We start from the raw sequence: 26,044 nt of genomic DNA, 5'->3' as shown, positions 1-26,044 counted from the left end.
ATGGTTCAAATATTTACTGGAGAAGGATTGGGAATACGGGGATCATCCCTGGGTTTAGGTAGTTATGGGCCCAAAGGAATCGCATCACTTGGGCAAGGGAATGAATCGGTTTACATCAATGCTGCTAATGGAAATCTTGTCCTGTGTCAGGCCGATGGATTTATAGCGGGTCTTGGTTTTGGATTGGATTTATTTCAAACATATAATTCTCGTGGAGAAAGTGCAAGCAATTGGTACTTTAATATGGAATCCAGATTGGTGTGTTATGGTGAAGCGAACTGTGTCGGATCCTTTATAATTCGAACAGATGAAGATGGTCATTGCAGTCGTTATCTATTCGATGCCAATAAGAATTCTTATCTGCCTGAAGCTGGTGGGACAGCAAGTATAACTTTTAGAAAAAACTGCTGGGTTTATCATGAAGGGAGCCAGAAAACTTCTTATTATTATAATCAGCAAGGCCAATTAAGTGAAATCAAAGACTTAGATGGTCATAGTGTGTCTTTTCACTATTCAAATGGTCATCTTGATTCCATTACCGATAAAAATAATCAACAGAAGATAACTTGGTCATTTAAAAATGGCTTATTAACCGACTTAACGACAAGTAGCGAAGGTAAAATGATTCATCACCTTCATTATAGTTATGATGATAGAAATCGTCTGCATCAAGTAAGTCGTGATTTGGGAGGAGGTAAAACTTACTGGATTAGTTATAATTACGCCGAAGACTCTAATTGGATCATCGATATTAGGCAATCTGATGGAACATCTCTTCATATAGACTATGATGCCCAGGGTCGAGTTAAAAAAATAATGGATGGTGAGGGGCGAACAAGTTTGTATGATTATGGGGAAGGAAAAACAACCATCACCAATGGCCTGGGTGAATCATGGATTTATTATTATGATTCTAAAAACAGGCTAACTGGCATAGATGGCCCAGAACAATACAAGATTCGTTATCATTATGAAGGAAAATATTTATCTTCAGTAGTTCAGGGAAATCAGATATGGAGGTTTTCCTATAATGATGACGGTGATTGTATTCGCATAGAAGAACCATCAGGGCAAGTGATTCAACGCATGTATGATAGCAATCATCGTCTTGTTTCTGAAACGCATTACCAGTCATTTGATGGTTCACATCATCCTGGCAAACCTCAAACTACACGATATGTTTATGATGACAGGGGACATTTGCTTTTTGTCATTAAAGCAGATGGCTCGGTTACAGAACATCGTTATGATGAGAACGGACAATTAGCGAGTAGCCGATGCTATTTAAATTCAATTTATGATTTAAGTAATACTCATGAAGATGAGTTGCTCACTTCAGCTCAAATACAGTTATGGATAAATCATCAAACTCCTCAGGATATTAGTTTAATTGAATATCATTATGATTGGCGTGGTCAATTAACTGAAGAAATTCACTATGAACAAGTTGATAACAATGGCCAAGGCATGAAAGCTGGTGCGCTGATAACCCGCAGCCGTTATGATGCGGCAGGACGCCTGGTTGAAAAAAGCACCCCTACAGAGGATGGATGGAGTATTACTCAGTATCTCTATGATGATCTGGGTAGGTTAATACAAACCATAGACAATCAAAATCACTGTCAACGAATAGAGTACGATGATACCAATCATCGGATAATCCAAACAGACGCAAATGGACTGCAAACCGTTCGCATTTATGATCATAGTGGTTTATTGCTTTCAATAACACGAATGGATCGTAATCATTGTTATGGTACCACGACTTATCAGTATGATGCCTCTGGCCATTTAATAGCTGAAACTGGTATTAATGGTCTGACTAAATACTTGTTTTATGATCACCAAGGGCGATTGCTAGCAGAGGTCAGTATTAGCGGCCAAGTGATAGAATATCAATATAATGAAGAAGGGAAACTCATCCGAACCCATCAGTATGAGCAACGAGTTCTTAGTTCAGATTGGCGAGGAAAGCCCCCTGCTTATGAAAAAATTAAACCTCGGGCCGGTAGTCTTGATAGGATCAACCAAACAATTTATAACCAGTATGGACAAGTTGCATATCGAATCGACAGGTGCAATCACTTCTTACCAATATGATGCGGAAGGGCATGTTCTATTGAGTATTGCATTTGCTAATAGACTTGTTAATTATAATCCCCAACGGCTCCTCAGTATGAATGACATTCAGCTAAAGGCATCTCATCAGGATCGGGCTGTTTATTACTATTATGATCAACTGGGAAGGCTGCAAGCAGAAATAAACGGCGAAGGTTTCGCTAAGTCTTATCGTTATAATACGATGGGGCAGCTTGTTGAAGTTTGTAAATACTATAATGTCGTCTCGCAACAGTTAAGTGGTGATTGGTTAACGGATAAACCAACAAGTGACAAACGCCGGGATGTTCATATTTATACTCTCTATGATGGGCGTGGGCTAAAAATAGCTGAGATTGATGGAGAGGGATATCTCATAGAATATCGCTACAGCGAAAGTGGTTTGCTTAAAGAATCATGTGCTTACGAAAAGGCCATTCATGTTGCCTTACTCAATGAACATACCACGATAGAGCAAATTCGCCCGCAATCTATGAACAATGATCATCATACCTATTACAAATATAATGATCTGGGGTTGCTCGTAGAAGAAAAAACCCAGAATGGCAAAGTGATTACTTACGCTTATGACGAAGTGGGAAACAGAGTCTCTAAAACTGTTAGTGATTATAAAATACATCAATCACGTCAACAATGTTACCGATACGATGGTTTAGGGCGAATCATTCAGAGCTTGGATGAAGCAGGGAGTCGCTTGGTGAATCAAGATGGTCTGAGTGAGGAGGAGATCGAGGTTATTTGGCAGAAGCATGGTATTCATTTCGAGTATGACAATACAGGGTTGCTGCGTTCACAAACCAATGCTTTGCACCAAACCACACGATATTTTTATGATGAATTCGCAAGATTGAGGTATACAGTCCAGGATGATGGTGCTGTTGTTGAAACGTATTTTAACTCTTTTAATCAAATCGAGTTCACTAGAAAATACAGTTCCTATTTAAAATTAAACCAGCAGCACGATACTACTGAGAGAATTAAGGTCAGTCTCGATTTGATTAAAAATGATCAGCAGGATGAAGTAATACGTTATGAGTATAATAGTGCGGGTCAATTAGAAAGAAAATACATAGGGAATAGTGGGCTTGAAATAAATAGTTATAATGCCTTTGGAGAAATAAGTCACACCATTCAGAAAATTGACTCTCAAAATAATAAAGTAAAAAACTTTGACTACGATCGTCGAGGGTTTCTGACCTCTACAGTAGACGATTCCGATGGGGCTGCGATAAAGGAGTTTATTCATTACGATGCCTATGGCCGGGTTATAAAAAAAGTGGATGGGAGAAATAACAGCATCAGCTTTTTGTATAACAAAAAAGATGAGCAAATACTTTTTACTAATGCAAATAATAAATCAAAAAGAGTCGGCTATGATGCTTTTGGTCGAGTGTTGTGGGAAACCGATTACACCACGTCCAAACCTATTAAAGAATTTGTCTACGATGATATCAATAATTCTTTTATTTTGACGCATTCTCAGGAAAATATTCAGGTTATAACTCAGTTTAATGCTTTTGGGGATAAAATTGCTGTAATGGATGGCAATGGATATAAAACGAGCTTTTATTATGACGAGAAAGGGCAATTAACTCGTGTCGACACTCCTGAAAATGGATTTCAAGAGTATTATTATGATTCCTTGGGGCATTTAATTATTCAGCAAGATGCTGGAGGCCATATTATTCATTATCAATATGATGCGCAGGGGCATGTTCTATCCAAAATCGAGGATCCTGATGGATTAAAGATCACGACAATTTACCAATACGACGCTTTAGGTCGACAATTACAGATTACAGACGCTAATGGTTTTATCAAACGATTTACCTATGATGATAAGGGACATTTAATTGAATCTTGTGTTGATCCTAATGGATTAAATTTGGTTACTAAATACTCTTATGATGACAGGGGGTTGTTGATCAGAGAAACGGTAATAAACCCGCTTGGGAAAAATAAAACGACAGTTTATCAGTGGGATCATTTAGGTAGAAAAATTGCTACTATCATCGATCCCGAAGGACTGCAAATTACAACCAGCTACCAATACGATGACAATGGTAACCTGATCTGTGTTACGGACGCTAATCGACATGATACCAGGTACGTTTATGACGGTAATAATCAATGCCTTTATCAAATTAATGCACGTGGGGTACTCACTGAATACACTTATGATATTAATGGAAATCAAATAGAAACCGTAACCTATGCGCGAGCTATTCCTCGATTGTCAGAATACAATGAATCAAGTATTAAGTCTGTACTTATAGAAGATCCAGTCCATGATCAGTATCAATTCAGAGAATATGATGCTGCTGGTAGGGTAGTGGCTGAATATGATGCATTGGGATTCGTAACTACTTATCGCTATGATGGTAATGGCAATTTAGTGTATAGCTGCCATTATGCCAAAGCTGTAACAATGAATGAATTAAAAAAGGGTAGTCGTCCTTTGCCTACTTTAGAAGGAGCTCGGCAGCAATATTTTGTATACGATGCTTTAAATCATTTACGCTTTCAATGCAATCAATACGGACGGGTTATCGAATCGTGTTATGACGCAAATGGTCAATTGCTTAGTGTGACTAAATACGGAGAGACAATTAGTGTCAGCGGAAAAAACGATTTGACCTTACAGGAGATCAAAGGGCAATTAAAACCAGATCGCAAACTGGATCAAACAACTCGTTACTCTTACGATCAAGCGGGCCGTCTTTGTTTAGAGATAAGTCCTCAAGGAGTCGCGAAATCTTACCAGTACGATAAATTGGGACATGTTCTTGCCAGTACAGTGCACGCTACCCTTGTTGCCTCTGATGGGAATGTCTCAGTTTTTACTGCCCCAGTCAGCACAAAAGATAGAACAAATCATTTTGTTTATGATGCGGCTGGACGAGAATTATATAGAGTTAGCAGTGAAGGGAGAGTACTTGAACGTCGTTATGATGCAGCAGGCAATGTGATTAAGGAATTCAAACACTCGGAGTTAATAAAATTAGCGCACTTTACTGAAGAAAGTATTAAACGGGCATTTGAGAATATGGCGGACTCTGTTAGGGCAACAAGCTTTGAATATGATACGGCAGGGAGGTTGATATCGCAAACAAATCCCCAGCAAACGTCCGTTCAATATAGTTATGATAATAGTGGCAATGTCTTGCGTAAAACAGAAGCGAATCAAGCGGTATGGACTTATCATTACGATGAGGTTAACCAGTTAATTGAAACCATTTCCCCTGCTATTTTAGTGACTTCATCCGCAGGGCAGGAAAGACGCTCTATAATTACGCGAAACGTTTATGATAATTTTGGTAATTTAATTTCTGTTATTCATGATGCCGAAGGGATTAAACAGACCGTATTTTACGAGTTCGATAACAAAAATTGTAAAATTAAAACAATTTATCCGGAGGTCAAAGTCAATAAAACAGGGACTTCGGCGTCATTGCAAAGACAGGAAACCATAAAAACGCTGTATGAAGAAGTAAAGTACAATGCTTTTGGGGAGAGCATTGCCGCAATAGATAAAGCGGGAAACTGGAAACACTTTGCGTATGATGATCAAGGTTTATTAATTTATAGTGTGGATAATCAGGGTGGTCTCACTCAGTATAGTTATGATACTTTCGGTCGCGTTGCTTGCAAAACAGTTTACGCTCAAGCCATTTATTTGGAGAAAGAGGGCGATTACAGTGTTGCTTATATTAACAAAGCCTGCCAAGTAAGTAGATACGATAGGCATGAATTTTATAAATATAACCTGGATGATCAGGTGATTGAAGTGTCACGTGATGCCGTCAGAATGTTTAATCCTAAAACCGGTCATTATGACGTCAGCTTAAAACCAACAACCCGAACAATTTATAATTCATTCGGAGAAATCATTAAAGCATCGGTAAAAATGAATGAATCAGAATGGGCTGATACGTTGACCTATTATGATAAGGATGGCCATAAAACAGCAGTGATTGATGCTGAAGGTTACCTGACAGCCTACACTTACGATGCATTTGGTGAGATGGACTCCATGATCGAGTACGCTCAAGTTTGCAATGAATGGGATGATAATCGCTATGTTAATCCCCAAACCAGTGATAAAGACCGGGTTGTTGTGTTTACCTATGATGTTTTAGGCCAAATGACAGGCAAGACCTTAAAAGCAGTCAGTTTTGAGCGTAAAAAGAATAAGGGGATTGCGTTTGAGACAGTGAAAGGAGATTTGACAACTCAATACAGCTACGATGCTTTAGGGAATCTGACCGCTGTTGTGGACGCCAAGGGCAACACTTCTTATTGCTATTACGATGAGTTAGGACAATTAATAGCTAAGGTAGGACCTAAAATTAAGGAAACAAGGTCAGCAACTACTTATTCTTATGATGCTTTGGGGCATTTAGTAGAAACCAGACGCTGGGCGCAAGGAGCTATTGAAGCTGATGAGCAGGGCTTCACTCTCAGAGGAGCTTCAGGAAAAGATATTACTACCCATCAAGAGTATGATGACTACGGACATCTTATTGCAGAGATCGATGGTTTAAATCATGCTATTTATTACAGTTATGATGAGAATGGAAATTTGGCGCGTAGTTGGCGTGCCTTAACTCAACCAGATAAAAGCTTTGTGATCCAGGATAAGAGATATAGATATGACAAGGAAAATCATTTAATTCAGACCGCAACTTTTAAAAACAATGGTCAGGTGAAAACGGAAGACGTTCAATATAATGTTTTTGGGGAGTTAATTGCAAAAGGTGTGGATGGCCTCTTAAATGCTCATGTTGAATATGACCGTTTAGGCCGAATTTGGCGCTGTAATACCCAAGGCTATTATCAAATTTATGTCTATGATTTAATGGATCATGTGACTCAGATTGTCACTTCAACTGATAATTTTCGCGGCAATTATGGTGAAAAAGGAGTTGATTTATCAGAGAGCTGGTTTGAAACCGCAGTGAGTTATGACAAAGACACCTGGAAGTATGATCTACAGCGACAAAATAACACTTATAATGCTTTAGGTCACTTGATTAGACAAACCAAAGAATTTACAGTCGATTCTGCTAACCAGAGTGGCAATGTGTGTTTGCAGTATTGCACTCAATCTCAAACTGTTGATCGCTGGGGAAATAGGTTAAGTTTTATCAATGCCCAGGGATATCAAACACATTATGAATATAATGCTTTTAATGAGGTAATAAAGCAAGAACTACCAGAAGTGTACATTGTTGATGAACATGGCGTAGGGCGCTATCTAAAACCAATTAATCGTTATGCTTATGATGAACTGGGGCAGGCTATTGCTATGATGGATGCCAATGGTCACATGGTAAGTAAAGAATACGACGCGATGGGGCGGGTTATTAAAGAAGTAGACGCTAAGGGGAATCAAAGAACCAAACATTATAATCTATTGGATCAGATGGATTGCTCCACCAATGAATTAGGTGGAATAACCACTTATACCTATGACAAGATGAATAGGCTAGTTTCTATCAACACTCCCAAAACTCATCAAGAATATGTTTATGATGAAGTTGGGCAATTAATCAAACAAAAGAATGGAGAAAAAGAGGAAACAGCCTTCTGGTATGATACATTAGGTAATCAAATACAACGAGAGGACGCCCGTGGTTATAAGACGTTTTATGAATATAATGATTTTGGCCATAAAACAAAGGAAACCGATGCCTCTGGCCGTTCGCAGTCCTGGAGTTATGATGATCAAGGCAAATTGCTGCAACATACTGACTTAGGCAAACACACCACAACTTATCAATACAATACTAACGGGAAATTGCTTGAGGAAAGTTCTACCTCAGGAAAACAGATTAAATACTACTATCGTGGTGACGGAGATCTCATTCAATATGCTGATGAAGCGCGTCATGAAGTAGTGAATTATTTTTACGATGAATCTGGACAATTACTTGGGAAGGAATCCGGGCGCAATGATACCGTCAAAGATGGATGGTTACGTGAAACAGATTATTACCAATATGATGCCTTAGGCCGATTGATTCAGGTAAGAAGACGAAATCCTGAAGACATGGATAAGCGCTTCCCTGACAAGGATCATGCTTTATTGTCCATTGATTACGAATACGATGCGGTGGGAAATATTAGACACACTAAAGTTGTTGCTAATTATACTGGGTATGAGCGAGTAGAGAGTGATGATTATTATCTCTATGACGAAAACAATCGCATGATAGTGAACAAAGGCCAATTAGTTCATGGTGACATTGTGATGTCTGCCAATAAAGGCAGTACTATGATTTATGATGCAGCAGGTAACATTAAAGAAGCAGCAAAATACGAAAATGGGCAAATTACTAATTATCGTTATCAATACAATCAAGACAGTCAATTGGAGCTGGTGCAAAAAGGCAATATTTCTCTCCAGGCAAAAACATACGATGCAGCTGGCCGCGTAATTCAGGAAAATTTATTCGATACTTTAGGCAATGTGGCTCAGAAAAACATCACTACCTATGAGCATGGCTTACTGGTTGCTCAAAGCAGTCTGAATGGAAAAGACAGAGAAATCTCCAAAACAATCTACGCTTATGATGCTGTTGGCAATATGACGGATTTAAATATGAAAGTAAGTCAGCAGAGTAGCGCACCGGGTTACGAATTAGCGCACCATTACAGTTATGCGCTTTGGGATGGTTATCAGCAAAATATTGATGATGCGAAGTTAACTATTGATAAACAACCTACCACCTATGGCCGAAGTACTCGCTCTTTTGATGTCAATGGAATGTTAACAGATGCTATTGATGCACAAACAGACAATAGCGGCAAATCCAACACCACTCATTATTTAAACAGCAGCGCTGAAGGAATTAAGGCCAGGATAGATAAAGAAGGGCAAACCACTTATTTAACTATTGCTGGTAAAACAATAGGCGATTTACGTCTGAATCGACAAGGGAAGCAATATTTGAATGTTTATGGTGGTTTCACCCCAACTGGTAGTCAGGAAAAAGCGACACCCGCTGCGCATTATATGTGGCGACGCGAGAAAAAACTTGAAACAGGCGCTGCGTATTTAGGAAGAGGTAATGAAGAAACATCCAAAGAGATTCTCCCAGAATCAACCCAAGACAATTTAGGTGCTTATACCCTGCAATCTGGAGATACATTAGAAAGTATTGCCTTACAAATATATGGTGACAGCAGTTTATGGTATTTGATTGCCGATGCGAATGGTATCAGCGACAGGAATGCACAAGCGAGCAATAATGGTCCTTTGCATATAGGACAGAGAATTAATATACCTCTCGTTGCAACAGGGCAACATCAAACCTATGCTACTCATAAAGTGTTGAACGCTGATCAAGTGATAGGGAATACCACTGCAACAACTCTTTTACCACCATCCCCACCTCCCTTGCCTACGAAACACCATGGGCTTTTCGCAAAAATTGTAGTGGCAATCGTGGCAGTGGTTGCCACAGTACTTACAGCCGGTATTATAGGAGCAATTGCTGGAGTTGCTGAAGGCATTAGTTCCTTATTTTCAATAGGGACCAGTGTTTTAGGAGGTGGGGTGATTCCTACCATGAGTGGTACTTTAGCAGCTGGATTTACGGCTGGATTTGTAGGGAATATAGCCAGTCAAGGCATTGCCAAAGCGATGGGGGTACAAAATGGAATTGATATCAAAGGCGCACTGATATCAGGATTGGCTACTGCAGCAACAGCTGGGATGACTCGAGGTCTTTCTAATAGTAACGCCTATCAGGATTTAATGAGCTCTGTGGAAAACTTACCCATTACCAAAGCATTTAGTATTAAAACAGCGGCAGAAATGATGGAACAAAACGCTGCCAGCCAAGGGCTGAATGTGGCACTAAGAAAACATCAACACTTTGACTGGGAAGAATTGGGATTGGTAGGAGTAACAGCTGGTCTAATGGGAGGCAGCACTGGAAGAAAGTTGGAACACACTTTAAGAAAAGTCGATCTGAACACAGGAATTCTATCCTCAGAGCTAAGAGCCCTGACGACCGCAGGCGCAGCAATCACCACCGGCCAGCATTTCAACGTCGAAGATGTTATAACTAGTAATCTCGGCAGCGCCATCGGCTCCGCGATTATCAATTCAACCAACCCACAAGAAACACTGGAGTTATCGAGCGAAAACCCCCTACCCGACGAACTTTACTTAACAGACACCCTTCTGAACATAACCCATCCCGAACGAACTTTGGATATCGTATATCAGAATTATTTAGCCCAACAATTGAGTGGTAGTGGAGGGTATGAGGGATTGGACAATGAATTAGTGGGAGGTGGCAATGAATCTAACCAGCAGAGTAATTTTGAGTTATTACAAAATAGAATATTTGATCATGAAGGTGGTATTTCCAATCATAAGAATGATAGAGGAGGTTACACTAATAAAGGAATAACATGGGATACATTTAAAAAATTTGCCAAAACAGATCTGGGAATCGAGCCAACTATTGAAAACCTTAAGAATCTAACCAACGAACAAGCCTCCGTGATTTATAAAAAAAGATTTTGGGACCCAATTAGGGCAGATGAGATTAATTCAATCAGCATTGCATATGCATTGTATGATTTTCATGTTAATGCACCAAGTCAGGCTGTTAAATTATTACAAAAATCAATTAATATGCTAGGTGGAAATTTAGTGGTTGATAATATAATGGGTTCTAAAACAATAAAAGCAATTAATAATATTACCGCACACAAGTTGTTTGACATATACCAAAAGGAAAAGATTAATTTCTATACCCGAGTAGCAAATAGTCGGTCTAACCAACTAGAGTTTTTAAATGGTTGGTTAAATCGTGTGAATAGTATTAAGTTCGAGAGTTAATATGAGTAGACTTAAAAAATTATTACAATATGTTTTAATTATATTCTTATTAAATATAAATGAATCAATTGGTGCTATGATCGACTATTCTGGGAAATGGTGTTTTGATGGAGTAAAAGAAATTGATTCTTTTACAGTAATTATAAGTAAAATTTCAAATGCATATAGAGGTTCTTATTTAACAGTCGCATATCGTGGAATGAAGATTGACGATGTTGAAGATGCTTTTAATTTTAAAGAGACGGAAAAAAAAATCGTTAAATTAGAATTAAAATCAGGTACTAGTAAGAAAGTAGGATCTGTGCGGATTAAGTACATCAATAATAATACAATTAGTTGGCAAATATTAACTATACCTGGAGGGGAGTTTTATGCTCCAGAAAAAGCCACATTACATCGATGCGGTTGATAAACATTGTAGTCGTATTAGTAAGTAGCCTGATTGCTTGGTGAGTGCCCATGAAAATGCACTAAGCAACTAGGCTATCTCTGCTGGATTTTAATACCCATAGCTTGATGATGACAATTCAGTTAATAGAATAATCTGTAAAGTTCAAACAAAATCGTAACTCCCCAGGTACATCAATAGCCTCCTCTCCCCGCGCGCGTAGCGCGTGGGGGAGAGGATTGAGGAGAGGGGGGTTATAAAAAATGTCGCGAAGCGACTACCAAATAAAAAAAGACTTGAAAAATTATGTGGTTATGATCAAATAACCTCATGAAAAATTATGAAGAAATTATGAAGAAATTATGAAGAAATTATTGACAAATTGCTGACTCGGATTACCGAGCTAGAGGCACTTGTGGCAAAACAAGCGATTGAATTGCCGAATTAAAACGACGTTTAAATAACAATAGCAGTAACAGCTCAAAACCACCATCAAGTGACGGTTTGAAGAAGCCAGCTCGTACAAGCTCATTGAGAGAACAGGGAAAAAATAAAAGTGGTGGTCAGCGTGGCCACAAAGGCACGACACTATTTGCAGATATGTACAATCTTCCCATCTCTACCGCATCAATTGCTGCTTTTTCTAAGAGAGCATATAACCGACTACAGCGTTTTGAGCTAAATGTCTTGGTATTAGCAAAAGAAGCTCCGATAAAAAATTTAGATGAAAGAGGGTTTCGTGTGTCTGGTAAAACGCAATGGATCCACATATTATCAACGCCAGACTGTACCTATTATCATTTTTCACCCAAGCGAAAATCGTTGATTGATGGTGTCAAAGGTATAGTTGTACATGATCATTGGCGTCCATATTATCAAATGCCAGGAGTTACTCATGCGTTATGCAATCAACATCATCTCAGAGAACTTAAAGCATTGGTGGAGCATGATAAAGAAATCTGGGCAGCACGAATGAGTAAATTATTAAAGCTGATGCTACGATGCAGGCATCGCTATGGCGATAAGGCCATTCCTAAAAATCAACTCAATCGATTAGAGCGCATCTATGATAGCATCATCACCCAGGCCTTAGTCTGGCATGAGTCTCAACCACCATTAAAGCCTCAAAAGATCATTAAAGGGCGCCCTAAACAGAAGCATGGACACAATCTGTTACTTCGACTAAACAATCATCGTGAGGGAGTGCTTCGCTTTTTGCATGATCCCAGCGTCCCTTTTACTATGGTGAAATGTAAACAGAAGGTATCTTTTGGTTATAGTATAGCAGCAGGTGCTGAGTATTTTGCGAGAATTCGTGGATTTATCAGTACGGCTAGAAAGCAAGGATGGGATATTCTGGAGTCCACCCATAAGGCCTTCTCATCTAGACTTCCTCTGCTCGTGACAACATAAATGATGGTCGCTTCGCGACATTTTTTATAATCCCCCTCTCCTCAATCCTCTCCCCCACGCGCTACGCGCGCAGTGGAGAGGAGGCTATTGATGTACCTGGGGAGTTACGAAAAAGTAATATTTTCTATCAATAATGACTATTATAGCCAATACCTAAATCACGAGCTATCGATTGTAAATGGTGTGAATTGCATGAAGATGCTTCTCAATGATCATAATTCAGGATTAAATGATTAATTTTATTTCAATGGTGTTTTTTTTGCTCACAGTTATTTTTATTTCAAGAGCACGAAAGGCAAAAAACCAAATGGAATATGTTACTGCTGGTAAACAAACAAGTGTGTTCCCTTTAGTTTCTACATTGGTAATGACAGAAATAAACCCAATGGCGCTTATTGCTATGGCTTCATTAGGTTATCAAGCCGGATATTGGGCGCTGTGGATGGCAGTTATAGCATTTTTAGGGCCACTTTTTGCTGCATTAACCACCTCAAAAAAATGGAAAGATTTTAATTCAACTTGTGTTTCAACTTTATTTGATAAATGTTTGGGCTATATCATTTTATTTGTATTGTTGTTATCAACTAATTTATACGAAAAAGCATTTGGTGCTATTGTGAGGCTGTTAAAAATTGCTTTCTGACCTTGGTATGCCATATGTTTATCTATGGCAGATGAGTAATTTTAAGGATTATTTTAAAGCTCACTCGGTAACATACTAATACAGGTAAAATCAAGTCTAACCTAATGGATTGTTAACGTATTATGATAGTAAAAACACTACACAAAGATCTGTATTGACTCAAAATGATTGTTGTTTGTACTATATTGTATTAGAATGTCTGCTTCAGCCAACCTTCTAAAGGAAAACAATGCGCAAACACATTATAATAGAATTAGCAGAAAGTGTATTTGTTGGATGCCAAGAGAAATCATACCTTAAAAAAATGCAGAAAAAAGCATGGGAATTGGATTTATATGATGCTGATCAACTAACACCTGAAATTCTTGAGCAGAGTCCCTACAAACTTCATGTTTCATTACAAAATGAAGAATACACTAAGCACAAAGAAAAGATAAAAGAAATTATTATCACCCATCTTGAAGGTGGGGCAATAAATGATTTCAAGTTTATTGATGATAATACATTAAGAGATAAGATGAATTCTGAGGTTCAAATAGTCCAGTGGATTGCTGAATATAAAAACATGGTTGCGAAAAATGAAAAACCCGGCTTGGATTGGGAGAATAATTTTCTGTGTGCTATCAACGATTATTTTGGCTGTAGAATTGATTCAATTCCTGATAAAACCGACATAGAGAAAATCCTTACTCGCATAACAATACTAATTAAAGATGGGCAACGTTTGTTAGATGGTGATCAATTTACTATTTATATTCCTGAAAATTTTGACAGGGATATGATTTTTAGACTGTGTTGTGAGATCAATACCTATCTAGAACAAAATAATGTCACTCCTGGAAAATTATTAGATATTGAATCTCCAATAGGAAATTATATTAATTTGAGACAGGAATTCCTAATAGAGGATTTTCATTCGGTAAATAGGGAAGGGGTAATTGACAGGAATAAGAAAATCGACTCTGTAAAAATTCATAATGATGCTTTAGAAAATGATCGCAGAAAACGTGTAGTGCTTGAACAAGAGCAGAGTAATTTATATCAATATATTATTGGAAAATTTCCTAAATCACCTAATTTGCAAAATGCCTCAGCATTCTTCCAACCAACACCTGAGAAAGAAGAAGTAGTTAATTCAACAAAAAAATTAGATTGTAGTGCGTAGCTCCTCGAATTACTCTGCGCTAATACTGCTTGCTGATCAAAGGCAGGAAAAAATTCACCGGGCTTTTATCGTTTGGAATACTTGCCTATGAGTTCGCTTGATTCAAGAATATGACCTTGCATGGCATATTCTACATCCTGCTTTGTAGATTTTTCATCTAAAGACAAAAAGATATCTAAGGCATATAATTTAAAAAAATACCTATGGGTTCCGCTAGGTGGACATGGTCCGCCATACCCTGTATTGCCCCAGCTGTTCTTGCCGCTTATCGCTGGCTCAGGTATGTCAATAGCAGCGTCTAGCTCATCGCAGCTTGCCGGTAAGTTGAATAAAACCCAATGAACCCATATGCCTGTTGGTGCATCCGGATCATCCATAATTAATACAAAAGATTTAGTATCTTGGGGGGCATCTTCCCAAATCAGAGGAGGGGGGTAATCTGCTCCATTACAGGTAAACTCATCGGGAATTAATTCATTATGGTCAAATGCTGGGCTTTTCAGTAATAAACTCAAAATACTCTCCTTATCTCTTATAGATACAGCATTATGAATTTCAATTGAAATATTTTATTTGCTCCTAAGTGCTTAAATATCCTTAATTAGTTCCGTTACATCAAGAATATATTGGTTGAGTTCTTAAACAAAATAAATGCTTTTTTCTTAAGGCCTTGTATTTTATTTTAGCATGATATTTGGGGCCTGCCACATCTTCTACATCCTCTTCATTGACTCCTACCCTTGCTGATCATTAGTATATATAAGTCTCACGAAAGAATTTCCATGAAAGTTGTTTTATTACATCCTATTTTTTATTTTAACTGCAGAAAGGAATTGATTTTGGCGGCTTATGAAGAAAGAAAGATTACATTTTGCGGTTTTAGTATTGCCCTTAAAATCTGGAACCCCGAAAATTCTAATCCAGTACTCTGTTTGCATGGTAAATTGGATAATGCGGCAAGTTTTGATTTGTTAGCGCCGTTATTAGCCGACAGGCAATTAGTCGCTGTAGATTATCCGGGAACAGGATTATCCAGTCACTATCCTGATGGAGTTGTCCCTCATTGGAAAAATGATGCTTTTTTGATGTGTCATGTTATCAAAGCATTGGGATGGAAGTATTTTGATATTATCGCGCATTCGTTGGGCTCTTTTTTGGCCAATGTGATAGCTATTTATCAGCCAAAACAAGTTAGGAAGCTTGTGTTTTTGGATATTTTAGGACCAACAGTTCATATTATTGAAAACAGTGTTTCTTATTTGCCTTTGAATATCGAAACCTATTTGACCTACGGTCAACATCAAAGATCTGTGTTTGCCAGCCAGGATTCTGCTATAAAAGATCGTATGGCTATAGGCAATGTCAGTTATCAGGCCGCTCAAGCGCTAGTTCGGCGAGGTACGAAGCGAATTGAGGAAGGATGGGTTTGGACTTTTGACCCTCGCTTACGATGCATTAGTTCCACTATCCCTCATGAGGATGAAACGAGGGCTATGCTTCGTGGTATTGAGGTACCAGTTTGTCTTATTCTTGCTGACCAGGGAGTGTCTTATCCTCAGGCTATTTTTGAAGGCAGGGCACAATCAATAAGAGATTTAACCATACACAGGGTGCAGGGGGGGCATCACGTGCACATGGATAACCCAGCTCCTGTTGCAAAGATTATTTCTCAATATTTAGGCTCTTAAAGTAATTTTACAAAATTTTACTTTTCTTCTGATTGGAGCGAAATCTACTCATTGATAGTCTAGGCCTTAATGCCGTATAATTGAGCATTGTTTTAAATGATGGAGCATGATTATGCCTGGTTGGTTTAGAAAAGCTTTGGACAAGGGAGAAAAATTTATTATTGAAGTAGCGGATGAACTGAATGATGAAAGTCAGGTTCATAAGGCAGCAAATCGCTTGTGTTTGCGTGTTGAGCAAATTTTGAATGCCAATAGAGCAAAACTTGAAAGGCAAGTGATAGATGCTGCCGAGAATTTTCTTCGTGATCTCCGGATTGCTTTGGATGAGGACTCCCAGTTGAGATATCCCCATGCTCCAATAAATCAATATATACTGGTCGATAAATGTACGAATATTATCCACAAATACAAGCCTTCTTTAGAGTCAGCCCCCGGCTTTTGGAATCAATTAAAAGCGCATATTAATAATTTTATTGAAATGGTATTCGGAATAGAGGATGTGTTTTCTACCAAACCAACAATGTTTTCTAAAGATGTTGATTTCATAAAGTGCCAAAGAAACCTTTCTGCCTTAAAGGAGTCGCTTGAGTATAATGCGCTGAACTCATCTGCTGTATCCGTTAGTTCCTAAGAATGAGCTCTTTGAGTATTGAATATACCTTAAATTCGCTTGCTTCTTCAGAGCAGAAGTTAGGAAATTGGATGTCAGGCTACGAGTCTGACATCCACACATGGTACGCTGTTACGCTATTCCCAAGTATGCCATTTCATAAATATCTATAAAACCTCAGTGAGCTTTTCATGAAAAAATTAATAGCTTTATTCTTGGTAGCATGTTTCATAAATACATCAATATGGGCCACAAAAGAATCAGATTATTCCAAATTATTTAAAAAATACCATGCTTGCTTCATTCTTTACGATTTAAATAACCATAAAATTGTAAGCGAATATAATCCAAATCAGCGATGCTCAGAAAGAATAGCTCCTGATTCTACTTTTAAAATTCCCTTATCCTTAATGGCATTTAATCAAGGTATTATCAATCAACATACGGTCTTTAAATGGGATGGCGTCAAAGAAGATTTAGTGGACTGGAATCATGACCAAACTCCAGAAAGTTGGCTTAAGTATTCTGTTGTTTGGGTGTCTCAGCAGATTACGCGACAAATGGGGGATGGGCGAATCAAATATTATTTGGCCGGCTTCGATTATGGTAATCAGGATTTTAGTGGGGATCCTGGTAAAAATAATGGTCTTACTCATGCCTGGTTAAGTAGTAGTCTAAAAATATCAGCGATGGAGCAGCTTACTTTCTTAAAAGCCATGTTAAACCATGAATTACCCCTTACTCCAGAGGCGATAAAGAATACTTGTAAAAATATGTATTTGGGGAAATTGGAAAATGGGGCGTCGTATTATGGTAAGACTGGTTCTGGTCGGCATGGACGAAATGAAAGACAAACCAATCCCAGTAGATTGCGAGATGGTTGGTTCGTAGGGTTTATTGAAAAGGGTAAGGCACGATATATTTTTGTTAGCAATTTGACAGATAAAGAACCCGTGCCCATGCAAAAATTTGGCGCGAATACCCCTTTGTTGCCATACGGCAGTGCCCTTTTGAAACCAATCACTCTACAAATTTTGAATAATTATTTTTCAAGCCAGGAGTAGTGGCAATAGGGGCATTCCTACCCAATTGGTGGATTCACCATAGGGTAGGCAGTGATGCCTGGAGAAAATCTAGTAGTTAACCCCGGTATTTCTTTTAAAGTTGAGTTTTAATTAATTCTTTTCCATCACCCGTTTTTAAGTTGATAAAAATTATTCCAGATAGAAAAGTCAATATCCCTAGTGATAAAAAGGTGAATTGGAAAATTTTAAGTGTTAAAACGAGATGCTCTGACTGCAGGGAAGCAAAGATTGTTATAAACGCCGCTGATATTGCAACCCCAAAACTTTGAGATAATTGCTGGACAGTGCTCATGATGCTTGTTGCATAACCGGTATCATTTTCATCGATATTTGCATAAGCAAGAGAGTTCATTGCGGTATATTGCAATGCAATAAAGAAGCCATAAATACAAGTCATAAAACCAATTTGATAAATTGAGGTAGCTGGTTTGATAGCAATAAAAGACCATAAAGAAAAACTTACTAAAATAGTGTTTAAAATCAGAGTTTTTTTATAACCTAATAGGCTCAATATGGAGAAAGATAACGGCTTTGCGATGAAGACACCAAGCGCAACAGGAGCAAGTAACATACCCGATAATCGAGGTGAATATCCTAGAATTATTTGAAATAGTAGGGGCAATAAAAAAGGAGTTCCTCCAAAACTTAAACGTCCTAATAAGTTGCCCAATACAGAAATATAAAACGTTCTTGTCTTAAATAAACTAACTTTTACAATGGGATGTTTTTTTCGGCGAGAATGCTTGGTATAACCGACTAATAACAGTATCGATAAAGTAATAATTACAGCAGTATAGGTAAGACCTATTTCGCTTTCGCTAAACATAGATAGGCCCAGGTCAAGGAGGCCAAGCCACTTCCAAAAAGTATAAATCCTAACTTATCTAAAGGTGGGACCAATTTGGGTGGCATGGTTGGTAAGAGCTTATAAGATAGAATAACAGCAAGTATGCCAACAGGAATATTGACCCAAAATATCCAGCGCCAAGAAAAATGATCGGTAATAATACCCCCCAGAAGAGGACCGAGCAGCATTCCTAACGAGGCTATCATGATAACAATGGTCATTTTGGTAATTAATTCCTGGCGTTTGCACGTTCTTAAAATAATCAGACGTCCAACGGGCATAGTTAGCGATCCGCCTATACCTTGGACAATTCTGGCCAAAACGAGTTCCCAGAGACTTTGAGTAAAACCACACCATAAAGAACTTAAGGTAAATACACCAATAGCCGTCATAAATACTGTTTTAACTCCGTATTTATCAGCTATCCAGCCACTGATGGGGATAAAGACTGCCAAGCTTAAAAGATAACTGATAAGAGCAAGTTTCAGATCGATTGGATAGACCTTCAAACTCCTGGCCATGACAGGAATAGCCGTATTGAGTATTGTAGTATCAATGGCCTCCATAAACATGGCACTGGAGACAATAAACATAATAATATTTTTATTCATAATGTTACTTCTCTCATGGCTGCGAGATTTGAAAGAAGTCTACTAAATTTTATCAATTTGAAATTCAATTAAAGTAACTAAACCGCTCCAGTATTTTGTCCAGTGATGATCATAATAATCTTTATTTTTAACTCGTTTGAGCAGAGTTCCATTTTCAACTTTGAATAAAGGGGCTGAATCGTTAAGTTGTTCAATTAAACTATAATCAGGGAATACATCCATCTCGGCATAATGTTCCGGGATAACTCCTGTCATAAAAGTATTATAAATACCATCAGCGGAGCGTTGCATGGCGTCTAACATCACGGCTCTTTGTAATTCCGCTTCAGGTTTATATAAATAACCATCTCCATAGGCAAACCAGCTTGTCCCCTCTGCATTCACAACATTTAAACCGTGCTTATTATCTTCATTGTGCATTAAATTGGCGATGAGAAGGTTGAGTACGGCAGGGAGTAAAATGTCTTTCCCTATGGCTCGCCGTGGAGTACGCATATGTCCTGCTGAAAAAGAATCAGTTAAATAATGGTTTGCAAATGCGTTTTGTGCGTAGGCTAATTCAAGCAGCTTATTGGCTTCCTTAACAAGGCCTTCTTGTCTTTTTTTATAGCCCAGCAGTGCAGTTTCCAAAGCAACCCTATGCCCAGTTTTGTAGGCTATCAGTGAGTCAGGGATAAAATGATCATAATTGACTTGGGCTAACTTAATGTAATTACCAAAAGGGAGAAACGCACTGACAATGCTGCCTCCACAAGTTAGCTTATTAAGTTCCTTACTGATGTTCGTTTCATGCTGCTTATAATAGTCCCAATCACTAGTTCCATTTTGATGAGCTTGTTCTAGTTCATTGGCCAGTTTTACAAAGTATTGATTCAGATAACTTATTTGATTGAATGGATTTGAACAACTTTTGTCTTGCTTTTTTCCCACAGTTCCAAGAGCATCAAACTGGGCCTGAAAACAAGTTAACCTGTCTTTTTCAGCACAGTTTGAGATGGGAGTTTCTGGACTTCCGAATATATCTCCCCCATACATAATGATGTCCCCATAACTTAATTGAATTCCATTGGGTAACGTTAGTTTGACTGATTCACCACTTGTATTGGCGTTAGGCAAATAAAGAGTAACCAAATCCCCGATTGTCTTATGTTCAAGATTAGCAAAGCCTGCTCCAAATTTTTCTAACAATTGAGTTGTGGTTGGAGGGGTGAATGTCTTTATTGATGAGGCTTCATTTGCAGAGAGGTTATGGGTTACTAACAATGACAAAGACAAAGCTCGTGTGATATTCTTTAACATTATGTATTCCCTTAACTAATGAGCCCATTGTATGGGCATTACTTGTTTTTATATCCATATGGCACATCTAAAAATGTAGCATGAGATTTTTATAAGTGATAATTTATTTGAGAACTATTCCATGAGTAAAGCTAAATCCAAACCAAGCCTTGACCCGCAAACTGCTCAAGTTGTTAATTTAAGTCATGATGGAAAAGGTGTGGCGCGAATTAATGGCAAAGCTACTTTTATTCAAGGAGCATTACCAGATGAGATGGTTGAATTTCAGTACACTCGAATAAAAAAAGATTTTGATGAGGTAGATTATTATCCATTGTTCATCCTTCCCCTTTACGGGTTGAACCTAAGTGTCCTCATTACCAAATGTGCGGAGGTTGTTCTTTACAACATCTGAGTGCGGAGGAACAAATCCAGTTTAAACAATTACAGCTTTTGGATTTGTTATCTCGTTATGGCCATACTCAACCTCAAACCGTATTATCTCCTTTAACTTGTAACCCTTGGAATTATAGAAACAAAGCTCGCTTAAGTACTCGGTTTGTAGAAAAAAAACAGGCTTCTATGGTGGGATTCCGCGAACGAAATAATCCAAGATATATTACAGAGATTACTCAATGTCCTGTACTTAATAAAAAACTAGATACTGATATTGTGCATTTAAGAAAATTAATTGACTCTCTGGATGACAAGCATTGCATAGCTCAAATTGAGGTGGCTGCGGGAGATAATGAAGTAGCTTTGATATTTAGAAATTTATCACCACTAACTGTTCAAGATGAATTAAAGATTCAGGAATTCGCCAAGCAATATGAATATAAAATTTTTCTGCAGCCAGGGGGACCTGACTCGGTTTTTTGTTTTTACCCATCTCATGCTGATGATTATTTAACTTATCATCTACCAGACTATGAAATTACTTTTCAATTCCACCCTAATGATTTTACTCAAGTGAATGCTGAATTAAATAGAAAAATGGTGGCTCAGGCAATCCAATTAATGGAGTTAAAAAGCTCTGATATAGTGCTAGACTTATTTTGTGGGCTGGGAAATTTTTCACTTCCTATGGCTAAATCTTGTTTTAGGGTAGTAGGAGTCGAAGGCAGTAAAAATATGGTTGATAGAGCCTATATGAATGCAATGGTCAATCATATTAATAATGTCGACTTTTATGCCGCCAATCTTGATGATGTAACGGAAGTAAAAAATATAGTTAATGCTTCTTTTAATAAAGTTTTAATTGATCCACCCAGGTCGGGCGCGCTTGAAATTGTGAAGCAAATAGATTCAATCAATCCTGAGCGTATAGTATATGTATCTTGTAATCCGGTAACATTAGCCCGTGATACGGATGTATTGGTTAATCAAAAAGGTTACGTTTTGGTAACTGCTGGAGTCATGGATATGTTTCCGCACACAGCGCATGTTGAGTCTATAGCCTTGTTTCAAAAAGGATAATACGTATGGTAAGAGTAAAAGATACTACTCCTTTGACTTCCGATGGCAGTATTGATGTAGAGCTGTGGTTACATCATCTCAGCTCAAAAGGGTATTTGGATAATCTTGAACTCATACGAAATGCTTGTACTTTAAGCCAATTGGCGGGTCAGGATCATGCTACTGAAACAGGACAAACTTGTTTGCAACAAGGGTTGTCAATGGCCGATTTACTTGCTGACTTGGAAGTTGACCAAGAAACTTTAGCTGCAGCAATTATTTTTGAAAATGTTCACTACGCCGATTTATCTATCGAAGATGTAGAAGAACAATTGGGTCACAATATTGCCAAATTGGTCAAAGGTATAGAAAAAATGAGTGCCATGCATAATTTGCAGGCTCTGAATAAATACCCACAAAATAAAAATCAAATTGATAATATCCGTAAAATGTTGTTGGCAATGGTGGATGATGTTCGGGTCGTTTTAATCAAGCTCGCGGAACGCCTGTGTGTTTTAAGGACAGCCGGACATCTCTCTGAAATAGTGCGCAAGCAGATTGCAACAGAAGCTATGGAAATTTATGCTCCTTTGGCCAACCGATTAGGGATAGGTGCCATTAAGTGGGAAATGGAAGATTTGGCTTTTCGTTATTTGCATCCGGAAGAATATAAAGAAATTGCCAAAGGATTGAAGGCCAAACGGTTGGAGAGAGATAACTTTGTTAACAAAATTGTTGAACAACTTGAGCATCAAATTCGGGCTACTGGAGCTCATCATTTTGCTGTTTACGGACGCTCGAAACATATTCATAGTATTTATAAAAAAATGAAGCGTAAAAATGTCTCACTTGATGAGATATACGATGCTACAGCAGTTCGTGTTCTGGTCGATACCGAGGCGCAATGTTACGAAGTGTTAGGTATGGTTCATACTTTATGGAAACAAATTCCAGCCGAGTTCGATGATTATATTATTAATCCAAAACCTAATGGTTATCAGTCTCTTCATACAGCAGTAGAAGGCCCTGAAGGAAGAGTTTTTGAGGTGCAAATAAGAACTTTCCATATGCATGATTTAGCAGAAATGGGAGTAGCTGCGCATTGGAAATACAAGGAAGGTGGGGTATCTCAAAAAGAAAGCCATGAACGAAAAATTGAATGGTTAAGAGATGTATTGGCATGGCATAAGGAAATGGCTACCAATAAAGGTGTTTCCGAAAATATTACGACGGAATTTCTTGAAGACAGAGTCTATGTTTTTACTCCGGATGGTGATGTTCTCGATTTGCCTCACGGAGTGACACCCCTGGATTTTGCTTACCATGTTCATAGCGATTTAGGACATCGATGCCGCGGTGCCAAAATTAATGGCCACATTGTCCCGCTGACCTACCAACTAAAAACAGGGGATCGTGTGGAAGTGTTGGCGGGAAAGGAAATTAAACCTCACGAGATTGGATTAATCCTCATTTGAATTACTTAAAGACAGCAAGAGCCAAAGCCAAAGTATTACATTGGTTTAAAATGCAGGATTATGAGGATAATGTACGCGATGGCCGCGAATTATTAGAGAAAGAGCTAAAATCTTTAGGCATAAAATCAGATAAACTTAATGAAGTTATTAGCGCCCTGAATTATAAAAAACTAGACGATCTTTATGCCAATTTGGGGCGTGGCGACATTAAAATAGGACAGATTATCAATCGATTGACACCCCCTGATACTTCTGAGCAAAATTTACAGAAATTTATAAGGCACCAACATAAACCAGAAGTAACGGGTAGTGATCTTCGCATTGAAGGCGTTGGAAATTTATTGACTTTTATGGCAAGGTGTTGCCAACCTGTCCCTGGTGATGAAATAGTAGGGTATATCACTATTGGAAGAGGGGTATCAGTACATAGGAAAGATTGTCCCAATATTATTCATGCCAGTGAGAGGCAAAAGCGGCGATTTATTCAGGTGAATTGGGGTAGCGCAACACGAGAGAATTATGTTGTGGATGTTCTCATTAAAGCATTTGATCGATCAGAGCTATTAAAGGATTTGACTTCTTTGCTTTCCAATGAAAGAGCCCATGTGTATGCTTTGCAAACTCAGAGTAACAAACATGAAAATATGGCTTACATTACACTAACGGTTGAAATTGACGGCTTAAACAGCTTATCGCGCCTGTTAACTAAATTGGAACAAATTCCTAATGTGTTGGAAGCAAGAAGACAATTATAATTTTTATATTTTAGGGGGCGTTGACGGCGCAGGCTACAAAATAAGCCCGGCAACGACAGCCCTGTTTTCTCCCAATAAAACATTATAAGTTCGACAAGCTGCTCCTATAGACATACATTCTATACCTATTCTTTTTTGAGATAACTCACTGATTAGGGTAATTGGCAACATTCTACCAGTCTGATGATGTCCAATAATAATGAGTTCAGGATTGCTTCTTAATAATAAATCAATATAGTGATCATTAATTTCTAGGATGTCTTTAATTGCAAAATCAGTAATGATTTCTTTGCGGGAAACAATTAAACTAGCTTCATAAACTATGGAATTAATCTGAATTTTTTTATCGCTGTAAGCTTGCACGGCATGTTCTTCAGCATTTTCTAGATTGATATTCATGGTTTTAAAAAAATCATTAGGTTATAGTGACTAACAGTATATCACAGAGGTCAATATTATGAGCCAATTTCCGCGCATTAAACGCTTGCCCCCTTATGTATTTAATACGATAAATCAACTTAAGACTGAAGCGCGGGCACGAGGAGAAGACGTCATAGATTTTGGTATGGGGAATCCTGATCAACCAACCCCGCCTCATATTGTGAGCAAGCTTATAGAAGTAGCACAACGACCTGATACCCACAGATACTCTATGTCAAAAGGGATACCAAGATTACGTCGGGCTATGGCAACATGGTATCGTCGACATTATGATGTGCATTTAGACAGTGAAACACAGGTATTGGCCACCATAGGGTCTAAAGAAGGCCTTGCTCATTTAGCACTGGCAATTTCTGGTCCTGGTGATACTATTCTGGTCCCTGATCCGGCTTACCCTATCCATACTTATGGGTTTATTATTGCAGGGGCTAATGTAAAGCAAATTCCTTTAATTGATGAAATTCAATTTTTAACCGCAGTAGAAGATGCTATTACCAGAACCTGGCCAAAACCCAAAGCTTTAGTGTTAAATTTCCCCGCTAATCCAAGTACTCATTGTGTTGAATATGATTTTTTTGAAAAAGTAGTTGATCTTGCCAAACGCAATAATATTTGGATTATCCACGATTTGGCTTATGCCGATATCGTTTTTGATGGTTACAAAGCCCCCTCTATTTTGCAAGTCCCTGGCGCTATTGATATTGCAATTGAAACATATTCCATGTCGAAATCTTATAATATGCCAGGATGGCGTGTTGGTTTTGCTTGTGGTAATGAAGAACTTGTTGCCGCTTTGACGCGCATCAAATCGTATTTGGATTATGGTACCTTTACTCCTATTCAGGTTGCTGCGATTGCTGCTTTGGAGGGCTCGGATGATTGTGTAAAGGATATACGAGAGCTTTATGAGAAACGCCGCAATCTTTTATGTGATGGGCTAAATGATATTGGATGGGAGGTTAGCAAACCCAAGGGCACTATGTTTGTTTGGGCTCCTATTCCTCTTAATTACCGCTCTATGGGTTCATTGGAGTTTAGCAAGTATTTATTGAAGGAAGCCCAGGTTGCTGTTTCGCCAGGTATAGGTTTTGGGCAGCAAGGTGATGGCTATGTCCGATTTGGATTAATTGAAAATAAAGACAGAATCAGACAAGCGTTAAGAAATTTAAAGGCATTATTTAAAAGAGATGGATTGCTTAAGGCTGTTTAACA

Annotated in this window: 13 protein-coding genes and 4 pseudogenes; 13 read left to right on the top strand and 4 right to left on the bottom strand. The window is 38.2% G+C overall.

Annotated elements, in window-relative coordinates:
• The 7 genes and pseudogenes from OK13_RS00325 to OK13_RS00300 all read left to right on the top strand — a co-directional run bounded on the left by OK13_RS00325 (position 1) and on the right by OK13_RS00300 (position 14,587).
• Entirely contained in the window at positions 1-2,100 is a 2,100-nt protein-coding gene (locus OK13_RS00325; protein ID WP_035886258.1) for an RHS repeat domain-containing protein, read from the top strand.
• The gene (locus OK13_RS00320) at positions 1,985-10,978 is read left to right on the top strand and encodes a glycosyl hydrolase 108 family protein (RefSeq protein WP_160264723.1); all 8,994 of its coding nucleotides are present in this window, start codon (positions 1,985-1,987) and stop codon (positions 10,976-10,978) included. The genes OK13_RS00325 and OK13_RS00320 overlap by 116 nt, the downstream gene beginning before the upstream one ends.
• Position 10,979: 1 nt before the next feature.
• Positions 10,980-11,387, top strand: a complete 408-nt coding sequence (locus OK13_RS00315) for a hypothetical protein (protein WP_035886250.1) — start codon at positions 10,980-10,982, stop codon at positions 11,385-11,387.
• Between the two features lie 423 nt (positions 11,388-11,810).
• Positions 11,811-11,957: pseudogene (locus OK13_RS14920) on the top strand (DUF6444 domain-containing protein); the annotation flags it as partial.
• Positions 11,958-11,966: 9 nt separating this feature from the next.
• Positions 11,967-12,779 (top strand): IS66 family transposase, encoded by an 813-nt coding sequence (locus OK13_RS00310; protein WP_241480303.1) that lies wholly within the window; start codon positions 11,967-11,969, stop codon positions 12,777-12,779.
• A gap of 229 nt (positions 12,780-13,008) precedes the next feature.
• Complete coding sequence (locus OK13_RS00305) at positions 13,009-13,422, top strand: SLC5/6 family protein (RefSeq protein WP_035886235.1); 414 nt, start codon at positions 13,009-13,011, stop codon at positions 13,420-13,422.
• Positions 13,423-13,651: 229 nt separating this feature from the next.
• Complete coding sequence (locus OK13_RS00300) at positions 13,652-14,587, top strand: hypothetical protein (protein ID WP_035886228.1); 936 nt, start codon at positions 13,652-13,654, stop codon at positions 14,585-14,587.
• Between the two features lie 65 nt (positions 14,588-14,652).
• Here the strand turns inward: OK13_RS00300 and OK13_RS00295 are convergent, their stop codons facing one another.
• Positions 14,653-15,102 carry a YbhB/YbcL family Raf kinase inhibitor-like protein gene (locus OK13_RS00295; RefSeq protein ID WP_035886221.1) on the bottom strand — a complete coding sequence of 150 codons (450 nt, stop codon included), beginning with the start codon at positions 15,100-15,102 and terminating at the stop codon, positions 14,653-14,655.
• A 324-nt stretch (positions 15,103-15,426) separates the two neighbouring features.
• Between OK13_RS00295 and OK13_RS00290 the strand changes: the two genes are divergently transcribed.
• The 3 genes from OK13_RS00290 (at position 15,427) to OK13_RS00280 (ending at position 17,949) form a co-directional block, all read left to right on the top strand.
• Positions 15,427-16,275, top strand: a complete 849-nt coding sequence (locus OK13_RS00290) for an alpha/beta fold hydrolase (protein WP_035886392.1) — start codon at positions 15,427-15,429, stop codon at positions 16,273-16,275.
• A 112-nt stretch (positions 16,276-16,387) separates the two neighbouring features.
• The gene (locus OK13_RS00285; RefSeq protein WP_035886215.1) at positions 16,388-16,906 is read left to right on the top strand and encodes a hypothetical protein; all 519 of its coding nucleotides are present in this window, start codon (positions 16,388-16,390) and stop codon (positions 16,904-16,906) included.
• Between the two features lie 170 nt (positions 16,907-17,076).
• A complete protein-coding gene (locus tag OK13_RS00280) occupies positions 17,077-17,949 on the top strand; it encodes a penicillin-binding transpeptidase domain-containing protein (RefSeq protein WP_035886213.1) in 873 nt (290 codons plus the stop codon).
• 94 nt (positions 17,950-18,043) lie between these two features.
• Here OK13_RS00280 and OK13_RS00275 read toward each other — a convergent pair.
• Together OK13_RS00275 and OK13_RS00270 are read right to left on the bottom strand one after the other, a co-directional pair.
• A pseudogene (locus OK13_RS00275) lies at positions 18,044-19,428 on the bottom strand (DHA2 family efflux MFS transporter permease subunit).
• Positions 19,429-19,470: 42 nt separating this feature from the next.
• On the bottom strand, positions 19,471-20,727 hold the full coding sequence (locus tag OK13_RS00270) for a hypothetical protein (RefSeq protein ID WP_035886209.1): 1,257 nt from the start codon (positions 20,725-20,727) through the stop codon (positions 19,471-19,473).
• 121 nt (positions 20,728-20,848) lie between these two features.
• On the opposite strand from OK13_RS00270, the pseudogene rlmD reads away from it, so the two are divergent.
• Both rlmD and relA read left to right on the top strand, forming a co-directional pair.
• A pseudogene (rlmD, locus tag OK13_RS00265) lies at positions 20,849-22,182 on the top strand (23S rRNA (uracil(1939)-C(5))-methyltransferase RlmD).
• A gap of 5 nt (positions 22,183-22,187) precedes the next feature.
• Positions 22,188-24,391: pseudogene (gene relA / locus OK13_RS00260) on the top strand (GTP diphosphokinase).
• 33 nt (positions 24,392-24,424) lie between these two features.
• On the opposite strand, the gene OK13_RS00255 reads toward relA, so the two are convergent.
• A complete protein-coding gene (locus OK13_RS00255; protein WP_035886204.1) occupies positions 24,425-24,790 on the bottom strand; it encodes an Mth938-like domain-containing protein in 366 nt (121 codons plus the stop codon).
• A 58-nt stretch (positions 24,791-24,848) separates the two neighbouring features.
• Between OK13_RS00255 and alaC the strand changes: the two genes are divergently transcribed.
• Positions 24,849-26,042 (top strand): alanine transaminase, encoded by a 1,194-nt coding sequence (gene alaC, locus OK13_RS00250; protein WP_035886200.1) that lies wholly within the window; start codon positions 24,849-24,851, stop codon positions 26,040-26,042.
• Positions 26,043-26,044: the final 2 nt, after the last annotated feature.

The organism is Legionella norrlandica, from assembly GCF_000770585.1.
In the GTDB taxonomy this organism is placed as follows: Bacteria; Pseudomonadota; Gammaproteobacteria; order Legionellales; family Legionellaceae; genus Legionella; species Legionella norrlandica.
The sequence above is the reverse complement of the archived record's forward strand: the minus strand, read 5'-3'. Positions and strand labels throughout refer to the sequence as shown.

Bases quoted from the DNA above. Each gene is read 5' to 3' on its own strand.
- alaC (WP_035886200.1), top strand. From the start codon at position 24,849: ATGAGCCAATTTCCGCGCATTAAACGCTTGCCCCCTTATGTATTTAAT.
- OK13_RS00300 (WP_035886228.1), top strand. From the start codon at position 13,652: ATGCGCAAACACATTATAATAGAATTAGCAGAAAGTGTATTTGTTGGA.
- OK13_RS00305 (WP_035886235.1), top strand. From the start codon at position 13,009: ATGATTAATTTTATTTCAATGGTGTTTTTTTTGCTCACAGTTATTTTT.
- OK13_RS00270 (WP_035886209.1), bottom strand. From the start codon at position 20,727: ATGTTAAAGAATATCACACGAGCTTTGTCTTTGTCATTGTTAGTAACC.
- OK13_RS00325 (WP_035886258.1), top strand. From the start codon at position 1: ATGGTTCAAATATTTACTGGAGAAGGATTGGGAATACGGGGATCATCC.
- OK13_RS00285 (WP_035886215.1), top strand. From the start codon at position 16,388: ATGCCTGGTTGGTTTAGAAAAGCTTTGGACAAGGGAGAAAAATTTATT.
- OK13_RS00320 (WP_160264723.1), top strand. From the start codon at position 1,985: ATGAAAAAATTAAACCTCGGGCCGGTAGTCTTGATAGGATCAACCAAA.
- OK13_RS00310 (WP_241480303.1), top strand. From the start codon at position 11,967: ATGTACAATCTTCCCATCTCTACCGCATCAATTGCTGCTTTTTCTAAG.
- OK13_RS00280 (WP_035886213.1), top strand. From the start codon at position 17,077: ATGAAAAAATTAATAGCTTTATTCTTGGTAGCATGTTTCATAAATACA.
- OK13_RS00315 (WP_035886250.1), top strand. From the start codon at position 10,980: ATGAGTAGACTTAAAAAATTATTACAATATGTTTTAATTATATTCTTA.
- OK13_RS00255 (WP_035886204.1), bottom strand. From the start codon at position 24,790: ATGAATATCAATCTAGAAAATGCTGAAGAACATGCCGTGCAAGCTTAC.